This is a genomic window from Paenibacillus sp. J22FR21, from assembly GCF_056269135.1.
Window position 1 is genome coordinate 27,067 of the sequence record NZ_JBWDNJ010000015.1, and the last position, 14,721, is coordinate 41,787.

Consider the following 14,721-nt stretch of genomic DNA (forward strand, 5'->3'; position numbering starts at 1 on the left):
TGAACTATTCCTCCTTAATAAGTAGAAGATTATGTGATCGGCTGTGCGGGAGCTTAATGCCCCCAACATTCAGCCATAGTGCAACTTATGAGATGCAAGTTATCAAAGAGCTACTAGTTAGCAGCGCCTTTGGATTTGGAGATGATCTCTTCCGAGATCGAACGTGGTACTTCTTCATAGTGCGAAAGCTCCATGGAGAACACGCCGCGACCTTGTGTACCGGAACGAAGTGTAGTGGAGTAACCGAACATCTCAGCTAGAGGCACCTTAGCACGAACGATCAACGCACCATGGCGTGTGTCCGAACCTTCGATACGACCGCGGCGGGAGCTCAACATACCCATTACGTCGCCCATGTACTCTTCAGGAACGCTAACTTCTACTTTCATGATAGGCTCAAGCAAAATCGGAGAACATTTCTCTTTCGCTGCTTTAAGCGCCATCGATCCAGCAATTTTGAACGCCATCTCCGAGGAGTCAACGTCATGGTAGGAACCGTCGACTACGACTGCTTTGATGTCAACAACCGGGAAGCCGGCAACGACACCATTTTTCATCGATTCTTCGATACCTGCTTGAATTGGAGCAATGAACTCACGTGGAATCGAGCCACCCACGGTTTTGTTCTCAAACACAAAGCCTGAGCCTGGCTCAAGCGGGGAGAATTCAACCCAGCAATGTCCGAATTGGCCGCGTCCGCCGGATTGACGAACGAATTTACCTTCGACCTTCGCAGCCGTTTTGAACGTCTCACGGTAAGCTACTTGAGGCTTACCAACGTTTGTTTCGACTTTGAATTCACGAAGCATACGGTCAACTAGAATTTCAAGGTGAAGCTCACCCATACCAGCGATAATCGTTTGGCCGGTCTCTTCGTCCGTGTGAGCACGGAACGTAGGATCTTCCTCAGACAGCTTTTGAAGAGCAATACCCATTTTGTCTTGGTCAGCTTTTGTCTTAGGCTCAACCGCAAGCTGGATAACCGGCTCAGGGAAGTTCATGGACTCAAGGATAACCGGGTGCTTCTCATCACAAAGCGTATCGCCAGTAGTTGTATCTTTCAGACCTACAGCTGCTGCGATATCACCGGAGTAAACTTCGCTGATTTCTTGACGGCTGTTAGCGTGCATCTGAAGGATACGACCGATCCGCTCACGTTTGCCTTTCGTTGCATTCACAACGTATGAACCGGAGCTAAGTACGCCGGAGTATACGCGGAAGAACGTCAGTTTACCTACGTAAGGGTCAGTCATGATTTTGAACGCCAATGCTGCGAAAGGCTGGTCGTCAGCAGACTTGCGGATCGTCTCAGTACCATCTTCAAGGTGACCCTTGATGTCTGGAACGTCGATTGGCGATGGCAAGTAGTCAACAACTGCATCAAGCATCAATTGAACGCCTTTGTTACGGTACGAAGAACCAACGATTACTGGGAAGATCTTAACATCGCAAACACCTTTGCGAAGTACGGATTTAATCTCAGCAACAGTGATTTCTTCGCCTTCGAGATATTTCATTGTGAGCTCTTCATCAAGCTCAGCAACTTTCTCGATCAGTTCCAAGCGAAGTTCTTCGACTTGGTCCTTATATTCCGCAGGGATTTCAATTTTCTCCGGATCTTTACCAAGATCGTCTTTGTACTTGTAAGCAACTCGTTCAACCAAGTCAATTACACCTACAAAGTCGTTCTCAGCGCCGATCGGCAATTGAATTGCCACTGCATTTGCGTTAAGACGCAAGCGCATATCTCTAACTACGTTAAGGAAGTCTGCGCCGATAATATCCATTTTGTTGACGTAAGCGATCCGCGGTACGCCGTAACGATCAGCTTGACGCCAAACGGTTTCGGATTGCGGCTCTACGCCTTCTTTCGCACTGAAAACACCAACGGCCCCGTCCAATACACGCAGGGAACGTTCAACTTCAACAGTGAAGTCAACGTGCCCCGGGGTGTCGATAATATTAATGCGGTGACCATGCCATTGAGCAGTAGTAGCAGCGGAAGTAATCGTGATTCCGCGCTCTTGTTCCTGCTCCATCCAGTCCATCGTTGCTGCACCTTCGTGCACCTCGCCGATTTTGTGGGTACGGCCTGTGTAGAACAGGATCCGCTCTGTCGTGGTAGTTTTACCTGCATCAATATGCGCCATGATCCCGATATTACGCGTATTTTCCAAGGAGAACTCTCTTGCCATAATTCAGTCTCCTTTCGATTAAGCGAATTCTACCAACGATAGTGAGCGAATGCTTTATTCGCTTCAGCCATTTTGTGTGTATCTTCGCGTTTTTTCACGGATGAACCAGTGTTGTTGGAAGCATCGATGATTTCAGCTGCCAAACGTTCTTCCATTGTTTTCTCACCGCGGTTACGTGAATAGTTCACGAGCCAACGGAGACCAAGCGCTGTACGGCGCTCCGGTTTAACTTCAATTGGTACCTGGTAGTTCGAACCGCCTACACGGCGTGCCTTAACTTCAAGTACTGGCATGATGTTCTTAATTGCTGCTTCAAAAACTTCCATCGGTTCTTTACCCGTACGCTCGTTGATAAGTGTGAACGCATCATACAAAATTGTTTGAGCGACACCGCGTTTACCATCGATCATGATACGGTTGATCAAGCGAGTTACAAGCTTGCTGCTGTACAACGGATCTGGCAATACATCACGTTTTGCTACTGGACCTTTGCGTGGCATGTGGAAGTCCCCCTTTCTTCTAGTTTTTCATTTTAGGATGAGGATAACCGTCGCCGGCTATGCCTTATTTTTTAACTTTAGGACGTTTAGTTCCGTATTTGGAACGAGCTTGTTTACGGTTGTTTACACCCGCTGTATCAAGCGCACCGCGAACGATATGGTAACGAACACCCGGAAGATCTTTTACCCGGCCGCCGCGTACCAATACTACGCTATGCTCTTGCAGGTTGTGTCCAATACCGCCGATGTAAGCTGTAACCTCAACGCGGTTTGTCAAACGTACACGCGCATATTTCCGCAAAGCGGAGTTCGGTTTTTTCGGAGTCATCGTACCTACACGTGTACAAACCCCACGTTTTTGTGGTGAACTAAGGTTTGTCTCTTCACGTTTCAATGCATTGAAACCTCTTTGCAGGGCTGGCGATTTCGATTTAACGACTTTCGCTTCACGGCCTTTGCGAACGAGTTGGTTAATTGTTGGCATGTTGCATCCCCCTTCCTCACTTAGTAAAACATTTCAAGACATATTGGCTATTTAAGCCCACAGATCCAGGCGGTTCATAAAGAAACAAACGAAAGTTTCTACCTTGTCATTCAACTCGGTAAAAACGTTACTTCTTTATTCGATTTCCGGTATAACCGCTGCCATCGCTGCACCAACTTCAATTCCACAGGTTTCCCCAAGGTCCTTCATTGATTCAGACCAGATGATTGGCACTCCCGATGTTTCGCAAAGCCGAACAATACTGTTCTTCAGCCGCGGATCTGTATCTTGTGCTACATAGACTTGAGTGGCTAATCCTTGCTCAACCATCTTCGTCGTTTGCTTGCTACCAATTACAAATCGCATCTCAACCATCCTTCCAAGTCAGTCAAAACTAGAACGATCAAGTTTCGTTAATGACATGCGTAGAGGTTGTGCGATTTGGCACACTACGACATATTAGCATCTAGGCTTGGTAATTGTCAAGCACGACTCTTTAAGAATTACAGGAGAAAATGGATTATCATGACATGGCATGACGGCGCAAAGAGCGGCAGGCTTACTTCCGTTTGCAACGGCTGCAGCCCCGCTCGCTCTTTGTCCTCATGCTGCCTTATATCACTTCCCGATTAAGACTCAACCGGTACGCTCTCTGCTTCAACTTGCAGTTCTTCCATGCCTGGTTCATCATCCATACCAGCTACATGCACGCTGCGATAACGCTGCATACCTGTACCTGCCGGGATGAGCTTACCAATGATAACATTCTCTTTCAAACCAAGCAACTGGTCGACTTTACCTTTGATAGCGGCATCAGTCAAGACACGAGTTGTCTCTTGGAATGAGGCTGCTGACAAGAAGGAGTCAGTTTCCAGGGATGCTTTAGTAATACCCAGCAATACCGGTTTAGCTACCGCCGGCTCTTTGCCGGAGAGAATTGCGTCGCGGTTTGCCGCTTCATACTCATGAATGTCAACAAAAGCACCTGGCAGCAACGTTGTGTCGCCAGCTTCTACGATACGGATTTTGCGAAGCATTTGCTTCACCATAACCTCGATATGCTTATCGTTGATTTCTACCCCTTGGTTCCGGTATACGCGTTGAACTTCCTGAAGGATATAGTTCTGAACGCCACGGATGCCTTTAATACGGAGCATATCCTTCGGATCGATCGAACCGTCTGTGAGCTCATCGCCGGCTTCGATCTGCTTGCCTTTGGCTACGCGGATACGCGAACCATAGGTAACAGCATAAACTTTTGATTCTGCTTCACCTTGAACTTCGATTTCACGGCGGTCTTTCGTTTCGCGGATGTCTTTAATGACACCGTCGATTTCGGAAATGATCGCTTGACCTTTCGGGTTACGTGCTTCGAAAAGCTCTTGGATACGCGGCAAACCTTGCGTGATATCGTCTCCGGCAACACCGCCGGTATGGAAAGTACGCATTGTAAGCTGTGTTCCCGGTTCCCCGATGGATTGAGCAGCGATAATACCGACCGCTTCACCGATCTCAACGAATTTACCTGTTGCCAAGTTACGTCCGTAGCAAATTTTACATACGCCATGACGAGCACGGCAGCTAAGAACGGAACGGATTTGCAGGCTTTCTACTCCAGCAGCGATAAGTTCCTCTGCTTTATTGGAATCGATCAACTGGCTGCGGTGTAGAATGATTTCGCCGTTTTGTGGATTACGTACAGTTTCAAAGGAGTAACGGCCTTCAATACGGTCGTAGAGATCTTCGATAACCTCTTTACCGTCTTGAATTTTACTTACTCTAAAGCCTTTGTCTGTTCCGCAATCATCCTCACGAACGATTACATCTTGTGCAACGTCAACCAGACGACGAGTCAGGTAACCTGAGTCAGCTGTACGCAATGCAGTATCGGCAAGACCTTTACGCGCACCATGCGTCGAGATGAAGTACTCGAGTACGGTTAGGCCTTCACGGAAGTTGGACTTGATTGGCAATTCGATAATCCGACCGGATGGATTCGCCATCAAACCACGCATACCGCCAAGCTGCGTAATTTGCGATTTGTTACCCCGTGCTTTGGAATCCACCATGAGCATGATGGAGTTGTAACGATCCATCGATTTCATAAGGATTTCAGTGATTTGATCTTTGGTTTTGCTCCAAATTTCAATTACACGGTCATAACGTTCTTCGTTTGTAATCAAACCACGACGGTATTGATTCGAAACGACTTTTACTTTCTCTTCGGACTCTCTCAAGATCTCAACCTTCTCAGGAGGTACGATAACGTCAGATACCGCAACCGTAATACCTGCACGAGTCGAGTACGTAAAGCCCAGTTCCTTGATCTTGTCGAGCATGATCGAAGTTCTGGTTGTGTGGTATTGACGGAAGCACTCCGCAATAATTAAGCCGAGATACTCTTTACCTACACCGCCAATTTGAGCCAACCCATCCATAAACTTAAGCAAGTCAGCGCCCTTATCATGGACAAAATATTTATCCGGGGTACCTTGCAGCAAGTTCACCTTGGTAGGTTCATTGATGTAAGGGAAATCCGGCGGGTAAATTTCGTTGAAGATTACTTTACCAACCGTGGTGCAGATCAGCGTCTTCTGCTGTGCATCCGTGAAGGACGTTTTCTTCAGAACTTTAACCGGAATAAATATACGTGCATGCAGCGATACAATACCGCGTTGGTATGCAGAGATCGCTTCGTTTACAGTAGCGAATACAGAACCGCTGCCTTTACCCTCTTTGTTGTCCATCGTCAGGTAGAAGCTTCCGAGAACCATATCCTGTGAAGGCGTTACGACCGGCTTGCCGTCTTTCGGGTTCAAAATGTTACCCGAAGCAAGCATGAGCAAACGTGCTTCAGCTTGCGCTTCAGCAGAGAGCGGTACGTGAACTGCCATTTGGTCACCGTCAAAGTCCGCGTTATAAGCGGTACATACGAGCGGGTGAAGTTTAATTGCGCGACCTTCAACCAAAATCGGTTCGAACGCTTGGATACCCAAACGGTGAAGGGTCGGGGCACGGTTGAGTAGAACCGGGTGCTCCTTGATTACTTCTTCTAGCACATCCCAAACTTCTGGGCTGACACGTTCAACTTTACGTTTCGCACTCTTAATGTTGTGTGCAAGACCTTTGTTAACGAGTTCCTTCATAACGAATGGCTTGAAGAGCTCAAGCGCCATTTCTTTCGGCAATCCGCATTGGAACATTTTCAAGCTAGGACCTACGACGATAACGGAACGACCGGAATAGTCAACCCGTTTACCGAGCAAGTTCTGACGGAAACGTCCTTGCTTACCTTTGAGCATATGGCTGAGCGATTTAAGCGGACGGTTACCTGGACCCGTTACCGGGCGACCACGGCGGCCATTATCGATCAAAGCATCAACCGCTTCTTGAAGCATACGCTTCTCATTCTGCACGATAATATCCGGAGCACCGAGATCGAGCAGACGTTTCAGACGGTTGTTACGGTTAATTACACGACGGTACAAGTCATTCAGGTCAGACGTTGCAAAACGTCCACCGTCAAGCTGTACCATTGGACGAAGTTCCGGCGGAATGACCGGCAGCACATCAAGAATCATCCATTCCGGCATATTGCCGGAGTTACGGAATGCTTCGATAACTTCAAGACGTTTGATCGCACGGTTACGACGTTGGCCTTGAGCGGTACGAAGATCTTCTTTCAATGTTTCAAGCTCACGCTCGACATCGATGTCTTGAAGCAGTTTCTTGACTGCTTCTGCACCCATGCCGGCATGGAAGCCATAGCCGTACTTCTCACGGTAGCTGCGGTATTCTTTCTCGGACAACAGCTGCTTTTTCTCAAGCGGCGTATCGCCTGGATCCGTTACCACATATGATGCAAAATAGATGATCTCTTCAAGCGAACGAGGCGACATATCAAGAGCCAGCCCCATACGGCTCGGAATTCCTTTGAAGTACCAGATATGGGATACAGGAGCCGCTAGCTCGATATGCCCCATACGCTCACGACGCACTTTCGCACGCGTTACTTCAACACCACAGCGGTCACAGACAACGCCTTTATAACGAACGCGCTTGTATTTACCGCAATGACATTCCCAGTCTTTCGTCGGTCCGAAAATCTTTTCGCAGAAAAGACCTTCTTTCTCCGGTTTTAAAGTCCTGTAGTTGATCGTTTCCGGTTTCTTTACTTCTCCGCGGGACCACGATCGGATTTTATCCGGAGATGCCAATCCAATCTTCATATACTCGAAGTTGTTCACGTCCAACAAGGAGCAACCCTCCTTCGTCATGGTTCACTAATATGCTGTATTTAACGCCGTTAACGGCTAAAGGAGCACAGCGCAAGCGGCTCCTTCAACCTTACATCCGCCCGTGAAGTTGGACTTCGGCATGCTTATGACTTCCGGCAGGAAAGCAACGATTACTCGACGCCTACTTCTGCACCTTCCAAATTGAGGTTGAGCTTGTCATTCGCTGCATCATCCTCATCGTCCATCTCTTTCATTTCGATCTCTTCTTCATTCTCAGATAGGATCTTAACGTCCATACCTAAGCTCTGAAGCTCTTTGATCAAAACTTTGAAGGATTCAGGCACGCCCGGTTCCGGAACGTTCTCACCCTTCACGATAGACTCGTACGTTTTGACACGGCCGACGACATCATCGGATTTCACGGTCAAAATCTCTTGCAATGTATAGGCAGCCCCATATGCTTCAAGCGCCCAAACTTCCATCTCCCCGAAACGCTGACCGCCGAACTGCGCTTTACCACCCAGCGGCTGCTGAGTAACAAGTGAGTAAGGACCAGTTGAACGAGCATGGATTTTGTCATCAACCATGTGCGCCAGTTTAATCATGTACATGACGCCGACAGTTACTTCACGCTCGAACGGCTCACCGGAGCGTCCGTCGTAAAGAACGGTCTTACCGTTACGCTGCATACCTGCTTCTTCCATGGAGTCAAACACGTCATACTCACGCGCTCCATCGAATACCGGTGTTGCAGCATGGATGCCAAGTTTCTTACAAGCCATACCAAGATGGACTTCCAGTACTTGACCGATGTTCATACGCGAAGGTACACCCAACGGGTTAAGAACAACCTCTACTGGCGTTCCGTCCGGTAGGAAAGGCATATCTTCTTCTGGGAGGATACGAGCGATAACCCCTTTGTTACCATGGCGTCCTGCCATCTTATCCCCTTCAGAGATCTTACGTTTCTGCGCGATGTAGGCACGAACCAATTGGTTAACGCCTGGCGGCAATTCGTCGCCATTCTCACGAGTAAATACTTTAACGTCTACGACGATACCATCAGTACCATGAGGTACACGCAAGCTAGTATCACGTACTTCACGCGCTTTCTCACCGAAAATCGCATGCAGCAAACGCTCTTCAGCCGTCAATTCCGTAACCCCTTTAGGCGTTACTTTACCAACGAGAATGTCCCCTGCGCTAATTTCAGCACCGACGCGGATAATTCCACGCTCATCCAAGTTGCGGAGCGCTTCTTCACCGACGTTCGGAATGTCGCGCGTAATTTCTTCCGGTCCGAGTTTCGTGTCACGTGCTTCCGACTCATATTCTTCGATATGAATGGACGTGTACACATCCTCTTTAACGAGTTTCTCGCTTAGTAGGATCGCATCCTCATAGTTGTAGCCTTCCCACGTCATAAACGCAACGACAACGTTACGTCCGAGCGCCAATTCGCCCATTTCCGTGGAAGGACCATCCGCAAGGATATCACCTTTCTTCACGATGTCGCCTTTACGGCAGATCGGACGCTGGTTGATACAAGTACCTTGGTTAGAGCGCATGAACTTATGCAGCTTCGATTTCACCAAGTCGCCTGTTACCGGCTTACCGTCAATCATCTCAACGCGGCGCAGCCAGATCTCATTGGCTGATACGCGTTCGATAACGCCATCGTATTTCGCAACGATACATACACCTGAATCTTTAGCAGACTTATGTTCCATACCCGTTCCGACAAGTGGAGACTTCGGAATTAGAAGTGGAACAGCCTGCCGCTGCATGTTGGATCCCATGAGCGCACGGTTGGAGTCATCGTTCTCAAGGAACGGAATGAGCGCCGTAGCGACGGATACAACCTGTTTAGGCGATACGTCCATATAGTCAACACGTTCAGTAGGCATGGTCAAAATATTGTCAGCCTGTTTGTTGTAACGAACGATAACCGCATCGTCGAGGAACTTACCTTCGTCGGTAAGCTTCGCATTCGCTTGCGCGATGACGTAGTTATCTTCTTCATCAGCAGTCAGGTAGGCAATTTGCTCCGTAACAATAGCCGTCTTCGGATCTACCCAACGGTAAGGAGCTTCGATAAAGCCATATTCATTAATACGCGCGAATGTCGACAAGGAGTTAATCAGACCGATGTTCGGTCCCTCCGGCGTCTCAATCGGACACATACGGCCATAGTGAGAGTTATGAACGTCACGAACCTCAAAGCCCGCGCGCTCACGCGTCAAACCGCCGGGTCCGAGTGCAGACAGACGACGTTTGTGCGTCAGTTCAGCAAGCGGATTGGTTTGGTCCATAAACTGCGAGAGTTGGGATGAACCAAAGAACTCTTTAATCGACGCAATAACAGGACGGATATTGATAAGCGCCTGCGGTGTAATCGCATTAGCATCCTGGATGGACATACGCTCTCGAACAACACGCTCCATACGGGACAAACCGATACGGAACTGGTTCTGAAGCAGCTCGCCAACCGAACGAAGACGACGGTTACCTAGGTGGTCAATATCATCCGTGCTTCCTACGCCGTGCAGCAAATCTATGAAATAATTGATGGAAGCGATTATATCAGCAGGTGTAATATGCTTAACAGCTTTGTCGATAATGCCGTTGGCAATGACCTTAATCACTTTAGTCTCATCAAGCGGGGAGTATACGCTCACCGTTTGAAGCGGAATACTATCCGCATCAAGAACGCCATTTGCCACATTGTACGTTTTGAAGCCTACATTGTTCTCCAGATGAGGGATTAGCTCATCCAGCAAACGACGGTCGATCATTTGACCAGCTTCCGCCAGGATTTCCCCTGTAGAAGGATCAATCAGCGTTTCCGCGAGCCGCGTGTTGAACAGACGGTTCTTAATGTGCAGCTTCTTATTGATTTTGTAACGACCTACGTTTGCCAAATCATAACGCTTTGGATCAAAGAAGCGCGCTACCAGCAAGCTCTTTGCATTATCAAGCGTAGGCGGCTCACCCGGACGGAGTCTTTCGTAAATCTCGATAAGAGCTTTTTCCGTGGAATCGGTGTTATCCTTATCCAGCGTGTTTCGAATATATTCGTCATGGCCCAGCAATTCTAAAATTTCAGCATCCGTGCCGAATCCAAGGGAGCGAAGAAGCACTGTAACCGGGATCTTCCGAGTACGGTCAATACGAACATAAATAATGTCCTTCGCATCGGTTTCAAGCTCCAGCCACGCACCGCGGTTTGGAATCACCGTAGCCGTATAATTTTTCTTGCCGTTTTTGTCCACTTTCGTGCTAAAGTAAACGCTAGGTGAACGAACCAATTGGCTGACGATAACACGTTCCGCGCCATTAATAATAAATGTGCCCGTCTCGGTCATCAGCGGGAAATCACCCATGAACACTTCTTGCTCTTTCACTTCACCGGTTTCTTTGTTAATGAGTCGAACCTTAACACGCAGCGGTGCCGCATAAGTCACGTCGCGTTCTTTCGACTCATCGACAGAATACTTAGGCTCGCCAAGTGAATAGTCGATGAACTCAAGCATCAAATTACCTGTAAAATCCTGAATCGGCGAAATGTCTTGGAAAAGCTCAAGCAAGTCCTTCTCCAAAAACTTCTCGTACGATTTTTGTTGGATTTCAATCAGGTTCGGAACTTCGAGCACCTCGCGGATGCGGGCATAGCTTCTACGCGTGCGACGCCCATACTGAACAAGTTGTCCTGCCAACTTAACCTCACCCCTCATGTCTGCTTCACAGAAAGTGAACAATGACCTTGTATAAACAAGCTTAAACAGTTCGCTAATCGTACCCGTAAATTTGCGAGCAAGACCGCGAACGTTTATCACATTGTTAAAACCAGAATGTGCAGCAGGCAAATTCTGATTCAAATAAAGAAAAGCCCTTATCGAGAAATCGAAAAAAGAGCATGCTTCTGTCAGCCACAACTCTGTGGTACAATAAACCACAAAAGTCTCATATCAAGTAATTTTGACCCAAAATGTAAACATTATACGTCAAATCCGCTGTTTCTATTCATTTAAAATAGCGCTTGACATTTTAGTGGACTAAAGAGATTGTGCCCATTTTAATGCTGACATTTCATAATGATATCACATCAGAAAAGTCAAGTCAACAAAATGTTGCGTTTTTCCCTAGACTTCCTTCTGTGCCCTAAATATGCGATAACCCTTTTCTTTCGTAACCTCTTCCACGTTTCCAAAAATCGCTTCGAGCTTCGCCGCCGCAGATGGTGCCCCTTGCTTCTTCTGAATGACCACCCACATCGCCCCGCCCGGTACTAACAGCTTCGCACCTTCTTCAAATATCCGATGGACAACCTCTTTGCCCGCCCGGATCGGCGGATTCGTTATGATCGTGTCGAAAGTTTGACCCATCACCCGTTCATAAATGTCGCTTTGCAACACTGTGGCGTTCAAGATCCCATTCAACTTCAAGTTTTCCGTTGCCAACGCAACTGCACGTTCATTAATGTCGATCATCGTTACATGCCCGTGCTCAGCCAGCTTCGCTGCTGTAATACCCATTGGCCCATAACCACAGCCGACATCCAGCACCTTCGCTTGCTTATCCAGCTGAAGCGCTTCGACAAGAACTCGACTGCCAAAGTCTATGCCGGTTTTCGAGAAAACGCCTGCATCCGTCATAAAACGCAGCTTATAGCCACAAAGCTCGGTCTCGAGAAGATGCCGATCATGCGCGGTTCCCGGTGTACGTGTGTAATAATGGTCTGACATCATATCCCTCCCATCCGGAACAACCTTAAAAATCAAGGAAACCCCTTGAAGCCGAAGCTTCAAGGGGTTTCCGCTATAAGCGGTTATTACTTCACTTCTACGGAAGCGCCTGCTTCTTCAAGCTTAGCTTTGATAGCGTCAGCGTCTTCTTTGGAGATTCTTTCTTTAACTGCTTTAGGAGCGCCGTCAACAAGGTCTTTCGCTTCTTTCAGGCCAAGACCTGTGATTTCGCGAACTGCTTTGATAACGTTGATTTTGGAAGCGCCAGCGTTGTTCAAGATTACGTCGAACTCAGTTTGCTCTTCAACTACAGCTGCTGCTGCGCCTGCTGCTGCAACTGGTGCTGCTGCTGTTACGCCGAATTCTTCTTCGATTGCTTTAACCAGGTCGTTCAGTTCTAGAACGTTCATGCCTTTAATGGCTTCCAAGATTTGTTCTTTACTCATGAGAGAAACCTCCAATAGTTTGTTTTGTTTTTGTTTTATTTCTTATATTCAGATGAATACGGCGTGCCGAGCTCGGCCCGACACAAAACCAATCATCTTAAGCTTCTTGTTTCTCTGCAACAGCTTTAACTGCAAGAGCAAAGTTGCGCATTGGAGCTTGAAGCACGCTGAGAAGCATGGACAGCAAACCTTCTTTGGAAGGTAGATCCGCCAGTGCTTTGATTTCTTCCGCGTTGAAGACTTGACCTTCAACTACGCCGCCCTTAAGTTTAAGTGCGTCGTTTTTCTTAGCGAAATCAGCCAAAATCTTAGCTGGAGCAACTGCATCCTCTTTGCTGAAAGCGATAGCCGTAGGGCCAGCCAGAACAGCATCCAATTCAGTCAGTTCCGCTTGTGCAGTCGCACGGCGAACGAGGGAGTTTTTCAATACTTGGAACTCGATGTTCGCTTCGCGCAATTGTTTACGGAGCTCAGTTACTTGCTTCACGTTAAGTCCACGGTAATCAGCAACAACTGTGCAAGAACTCTCGCGAAGTTTAGTCGTGATGTCTGCAACAGCCAGCTCTTTACCTTGAATGATTTTTGCGTTTGCCATAATGTACACCTCCCGTTATGTTGTCAACATCCCGATTAATGCAGCGGAATCCTTCCACGCGATGCATGAGAAAGGCCCCCGCAGACGTAGCGAAGGCCATGATGGTCCGTAAATCACTTCCTGCCAATCGGCGAAAAGCGCACAAACACGTTTATCATAACACCTCGGTAGGAAATTAAGCCGAGCGGGCACCTACTGTCTTCGGTATGCATATTCGATTATCAATTTCTGTTTCTCTTAGCGGAACGAAGCAGCGTTCAAACGAGCGCCGGGACCCATTGTCGAGGAAACAGAAATACCTTTCAGGTAAACCCCTTTAGCTGCAGCCGGTTTTGCACGGTTCAGCGCATCGATCAGTGTTTTCAAGTTTTCGTTCAGCTTCTCGGAGTCGAACGATACTTTACCGATTGGTGCATGGATTTGACCTGCTCTGTCAAGACGGTATTCAATCTTACCAGCCTTGATTTCTTGTACGGCTTTCGTAACGTCAAACGTTACTGTACCCGCTTTAGGGTTAGGCATAAGGCCTTTACCACCGAGGATACGGCCGAGTTTACCAACTTCAGCCATCATGTCCGGAGTAGCAACGCAAACGTCGAACTCGAACCAGCCTTGTTGGATTTTTGCGATTACGTCAGCATCGCCGACATAATCTGCGCCTGCTGCTTCTGCTTCTTTGGCTTTATCGCCCTTAGCAAAAACGAGTACGCGTTTTGTTTTACCAGTACCGTGAGGAAGTACAACTACGCCACGAACTGCTTGGTCTTGTTTCTTAGGGTCTACACCCAAACGTACAGCAACTTCAACCGTTTCGTCGAATTTAGCTGTAGCGGCTTTCTTAACGAGTTCAATCGCTTCAGCAGCCTCGTATGTTGCTTCAACATCGATCAGCTTAACAGCTTCAAGATATTTTTTACCGTGTTTAGCCATTAGAATTCTCCTCCTTATGTGGTAGTAACGGAAAATCCTCCCTGTGAAAGGGAGATCCTCCCACCTGAGCGAAGCAGCGCTTCGTCAGTCAGACAACGCCATCTGGTGTGTCTTCTGTCAGCCGTTAACGACTAGTCTTCAATAACAACGCCCATGCTGCGCGCTGTACCTTCAACCATGCGCATAGCTGCTTCTACAGAAGCTGCGTTGAGGTCAGGCATTTTTTGTTCAGCGATCTCACGAACGACAGAACGTTTAACCGTCGCAACTTTCTTCTTGTTCGGCTCTCCGGAACCTTTAGCAATCTTAGCAGCAACGCGAAGAAGTACTGCAGCCGGCGGCGTTTTCGTTTCGAAAGTAAACGAGCGATCTTCAAAAACAGTGATTACAACTGGGATAATCAAACCAGCTTGATCTGCAGTACGAGCGTTAAACTCTTTACAGAAAGCCATGATGTTAACCCCTGCTTGACCTAGCGCTGGACCGATCGGCGGAGCCGGATTCGCTTTACCCGCTGGAACTTGCAGTTTAACCAACTTGATGACCTTTTTTGCCATGATGAACACCTCCTTGCCGTAATAATCACAC

General features: G+C 47.9%; 11 protein-coding genes and 1 other annotated feature. All 11 genes read right to left on the minus strand.

Annotation, left to right across the window (positions count from 1 at the left end; all coding sequences use genetic code 11):
* Positions 1-113 precede the first annotated feature (113 nt).
* Positions 114-2,195: an elongation factor G gene (gene fusA / locus AC0YNS_RS30550; RefSeq protein ID WP_475784665.1), complete on the minus strand. Its 2,082-nt coding sequence runs from the start codon at positions 2,193-2,195 to the stop codon at positions 114-116.
* A 29-nt stretch (positions 2,196-2,224) separates the two neighbouring features.
* Positions 2,225-2,695 (minus strand): 30S ribosomal protein S7, encoded by a 471-nt coding sequence (gene rpsG / locus AC0YNS_RS30555; RefSeq protein WP_090986341.1) that lies wholly within the window; start codon positions 2,693-2,695, stop codon positions 2,225-2,227.
* A 64-nt stretch (positions 2,696-2,759) separates the two neighbouring features.
* Positions 2,760-3,179 carry a 30S ribosomal protein S12 gene (rpsL, locus tag AC0YNS_RS30560; protein WP_090583216.1) on the minus strand — a complete coding sequence of 140 codons (420 nt, stop codon included), beginning with the start codon at positions 3,177-3,179 and terminating at the stop codon, positions 2,760-2,762.
* A 135-nt stretch (positions 3,180-3,314) separates the two neighbouring features.
* Positions 3,315-3,545, minus strand: a complete 231-nt coding sequence (locus AC0YNS_RS30565; protein ID WP_475784666.1) for a ribosomal L7Ae/L30e/S12e/Gadd45 family protein — start codon at positions 3,543-3,545, stop codon at positions 3,315-3,317.
* 263 nt (positions 3,546-3,808) lie between these two features.
* Positions 3,809-7,435, minus strand: a complete 3,627-nt coding sequence (gene rpoC / locus AC0YNS_RS30570) for a DNA-directed RNA polymerase subunit beta' (RefSeq protein WP_475784667.1) — start codon at positions 7,433-7,435, stop codon at positions 3,809-3,811.
* A 152-nt stretch (positions 7,436-7,587) separates the two neighbouring features.
* Positions 7,588-11,151, minus strand: coding sequence for a DNA-directed RNA polymerase subunit beta (rpoB, locus tag AC0YNS_RS30575; RefSeq protein WP_475784681.1), 3,564 nt, complete (start codon positions 11,149-11,151; stop codon positions 7,588-7,590).
* A gap of 408 nt (positions 11,152-11,559) precedes the next feature.
* A complete protein-coding gene (locus AC0YNS_RS30580; RefSeq protein WP_475784668.1) occupies positions 11,560-12,162 on the minus strand; it encodes a class I SAM-dependent methyltransferase in 603 nt (200 codons plus the stop codon).
* Positions 12,163-12,248: 86 nt separating this feature from the next.
* Positions 12,249-12,608, minus strand: a complete 360-nt coding sequence (gene rplL / locus AC0YNS_RS30585; RefSeq protein WP_475784669.1) for a 50S ribosomal protein L7/L12 — start codon at positions 12,606-12,608, stop codon at positions 12,249-12,251.
* A 97-nt stretch (positions 12,609-12,705) separates the two neighbouring features.
* Positions 12,706-13,203 carry a 50S ribosomal protein L10 gene (gene rplJ / locus AC0YNS_RS30590; RefSeq protein WP_475784670.1) on the minus strand — a complete coding sequence of 166 codons (498 nt, stop codon included), beginning with the start codon at positions 13,201-13,203 and terminating at the stop codon, positions 12,706-12,708.
* Positions 13,204-13,262: 59 nt separating this feature from the next.
* Positions 13,263-13,426: a sequence feature (ribosomal protein L10 leader region), on the minus strand.
* Positions 13,427-13,440: 14 nt separating this feature from the next.
* A complete protein-coding gene (rplA, locus tag AC0YNS_RS30595; RefSeq protein ID WP_090986355.1) occupies positions 13,441-14,133 on the minus strand; it encodes a 50S ribosomal protein L1 in 693 nt (230 codons plus the stop codon).
* A 131-nt stretch (positions 14,134-14,264) separates the two neighbouring features.
* Entirely contained in the window at positions 14,265-14,690 is a 426-nt protein-coding gene (rplK, locus tag AC0YNS_RS30600; protein WP_090583195.1) for a 50S ribosomal protein L11, read from the minus strand.
* Positions 14,691-14,721: the final 31 nt, after the last annotated feature.

Bases quoted from the DNA above. Each gene is read 5' to 3' on its own strand.
- fusA (WP_475784665.1), bottom strand. From the start codon at position 2,195: ATGGCAAGAGAGTTCTCCTTGGAAAATACGCGTAATATCGGGATCATG.
- rpsG (WP_090986341.1), bottom strand. From the start codon at position 2,695: ATGCCACGCAAAGGTCCAGTAGCAAAACGTGATGTATTGCCAGATCCG.
- rpsL (WP_090583216.1), bottom strand. From the start codon at position 3,179: ATGCCAACAATTAACCAACTCGTTCGCAAAGGCCGTGAAGCGAAAGTC.
- AC0YNS_RS30565 (WP_475784666.1), bottom strand. From the start codon at position 3,545: ATGCGATTTGTAATTGGTAGCAAGCAAACGACGAAGATGGTTGAGCAA.
- rpoB (WP_475784681.1), bottom strand. From the start codon at position 11,151: ATGAGGGGTGAGGTTAAGTTGGCAGGACAACTTGTTCAGTATGGGCGT.
- AC0YNS_RS30580 (WP_475784668.1), bottom strand. From the start codon at position 12,162: ATGTCAGACCATTATTACACACGTACACCGGGAACCGCGCATGATCGG.
- rplL (WP_475784669.1), bottom strand. From the start codon at position 12,608: ATGAGTAAAGAACAAATCTTGGAAGCCATTAAAGGCATGAACGTTCTA.
- rplJ (WP_475784670.1), bottom strand. From the start codon at position 13,203: ATGGCAAACGCAAAAATCATTCAAGGTAAAGAGCTGGCTGTTGCAGAC.
- rplA (WP_090986355.1), bottom strand. From the start codon at position 14,133: ATGGCTAAACACGGTAAAAAATATCTTGAAGCTGTTAAGCTGATCGAT.
- rplK (WP_090583195.1), bottom strand. From the start codon at position 14,690: ATGGCAAAAAAGGTCATCAAGTTGGTTAAACTGCAAGTTCCAGCGGGT.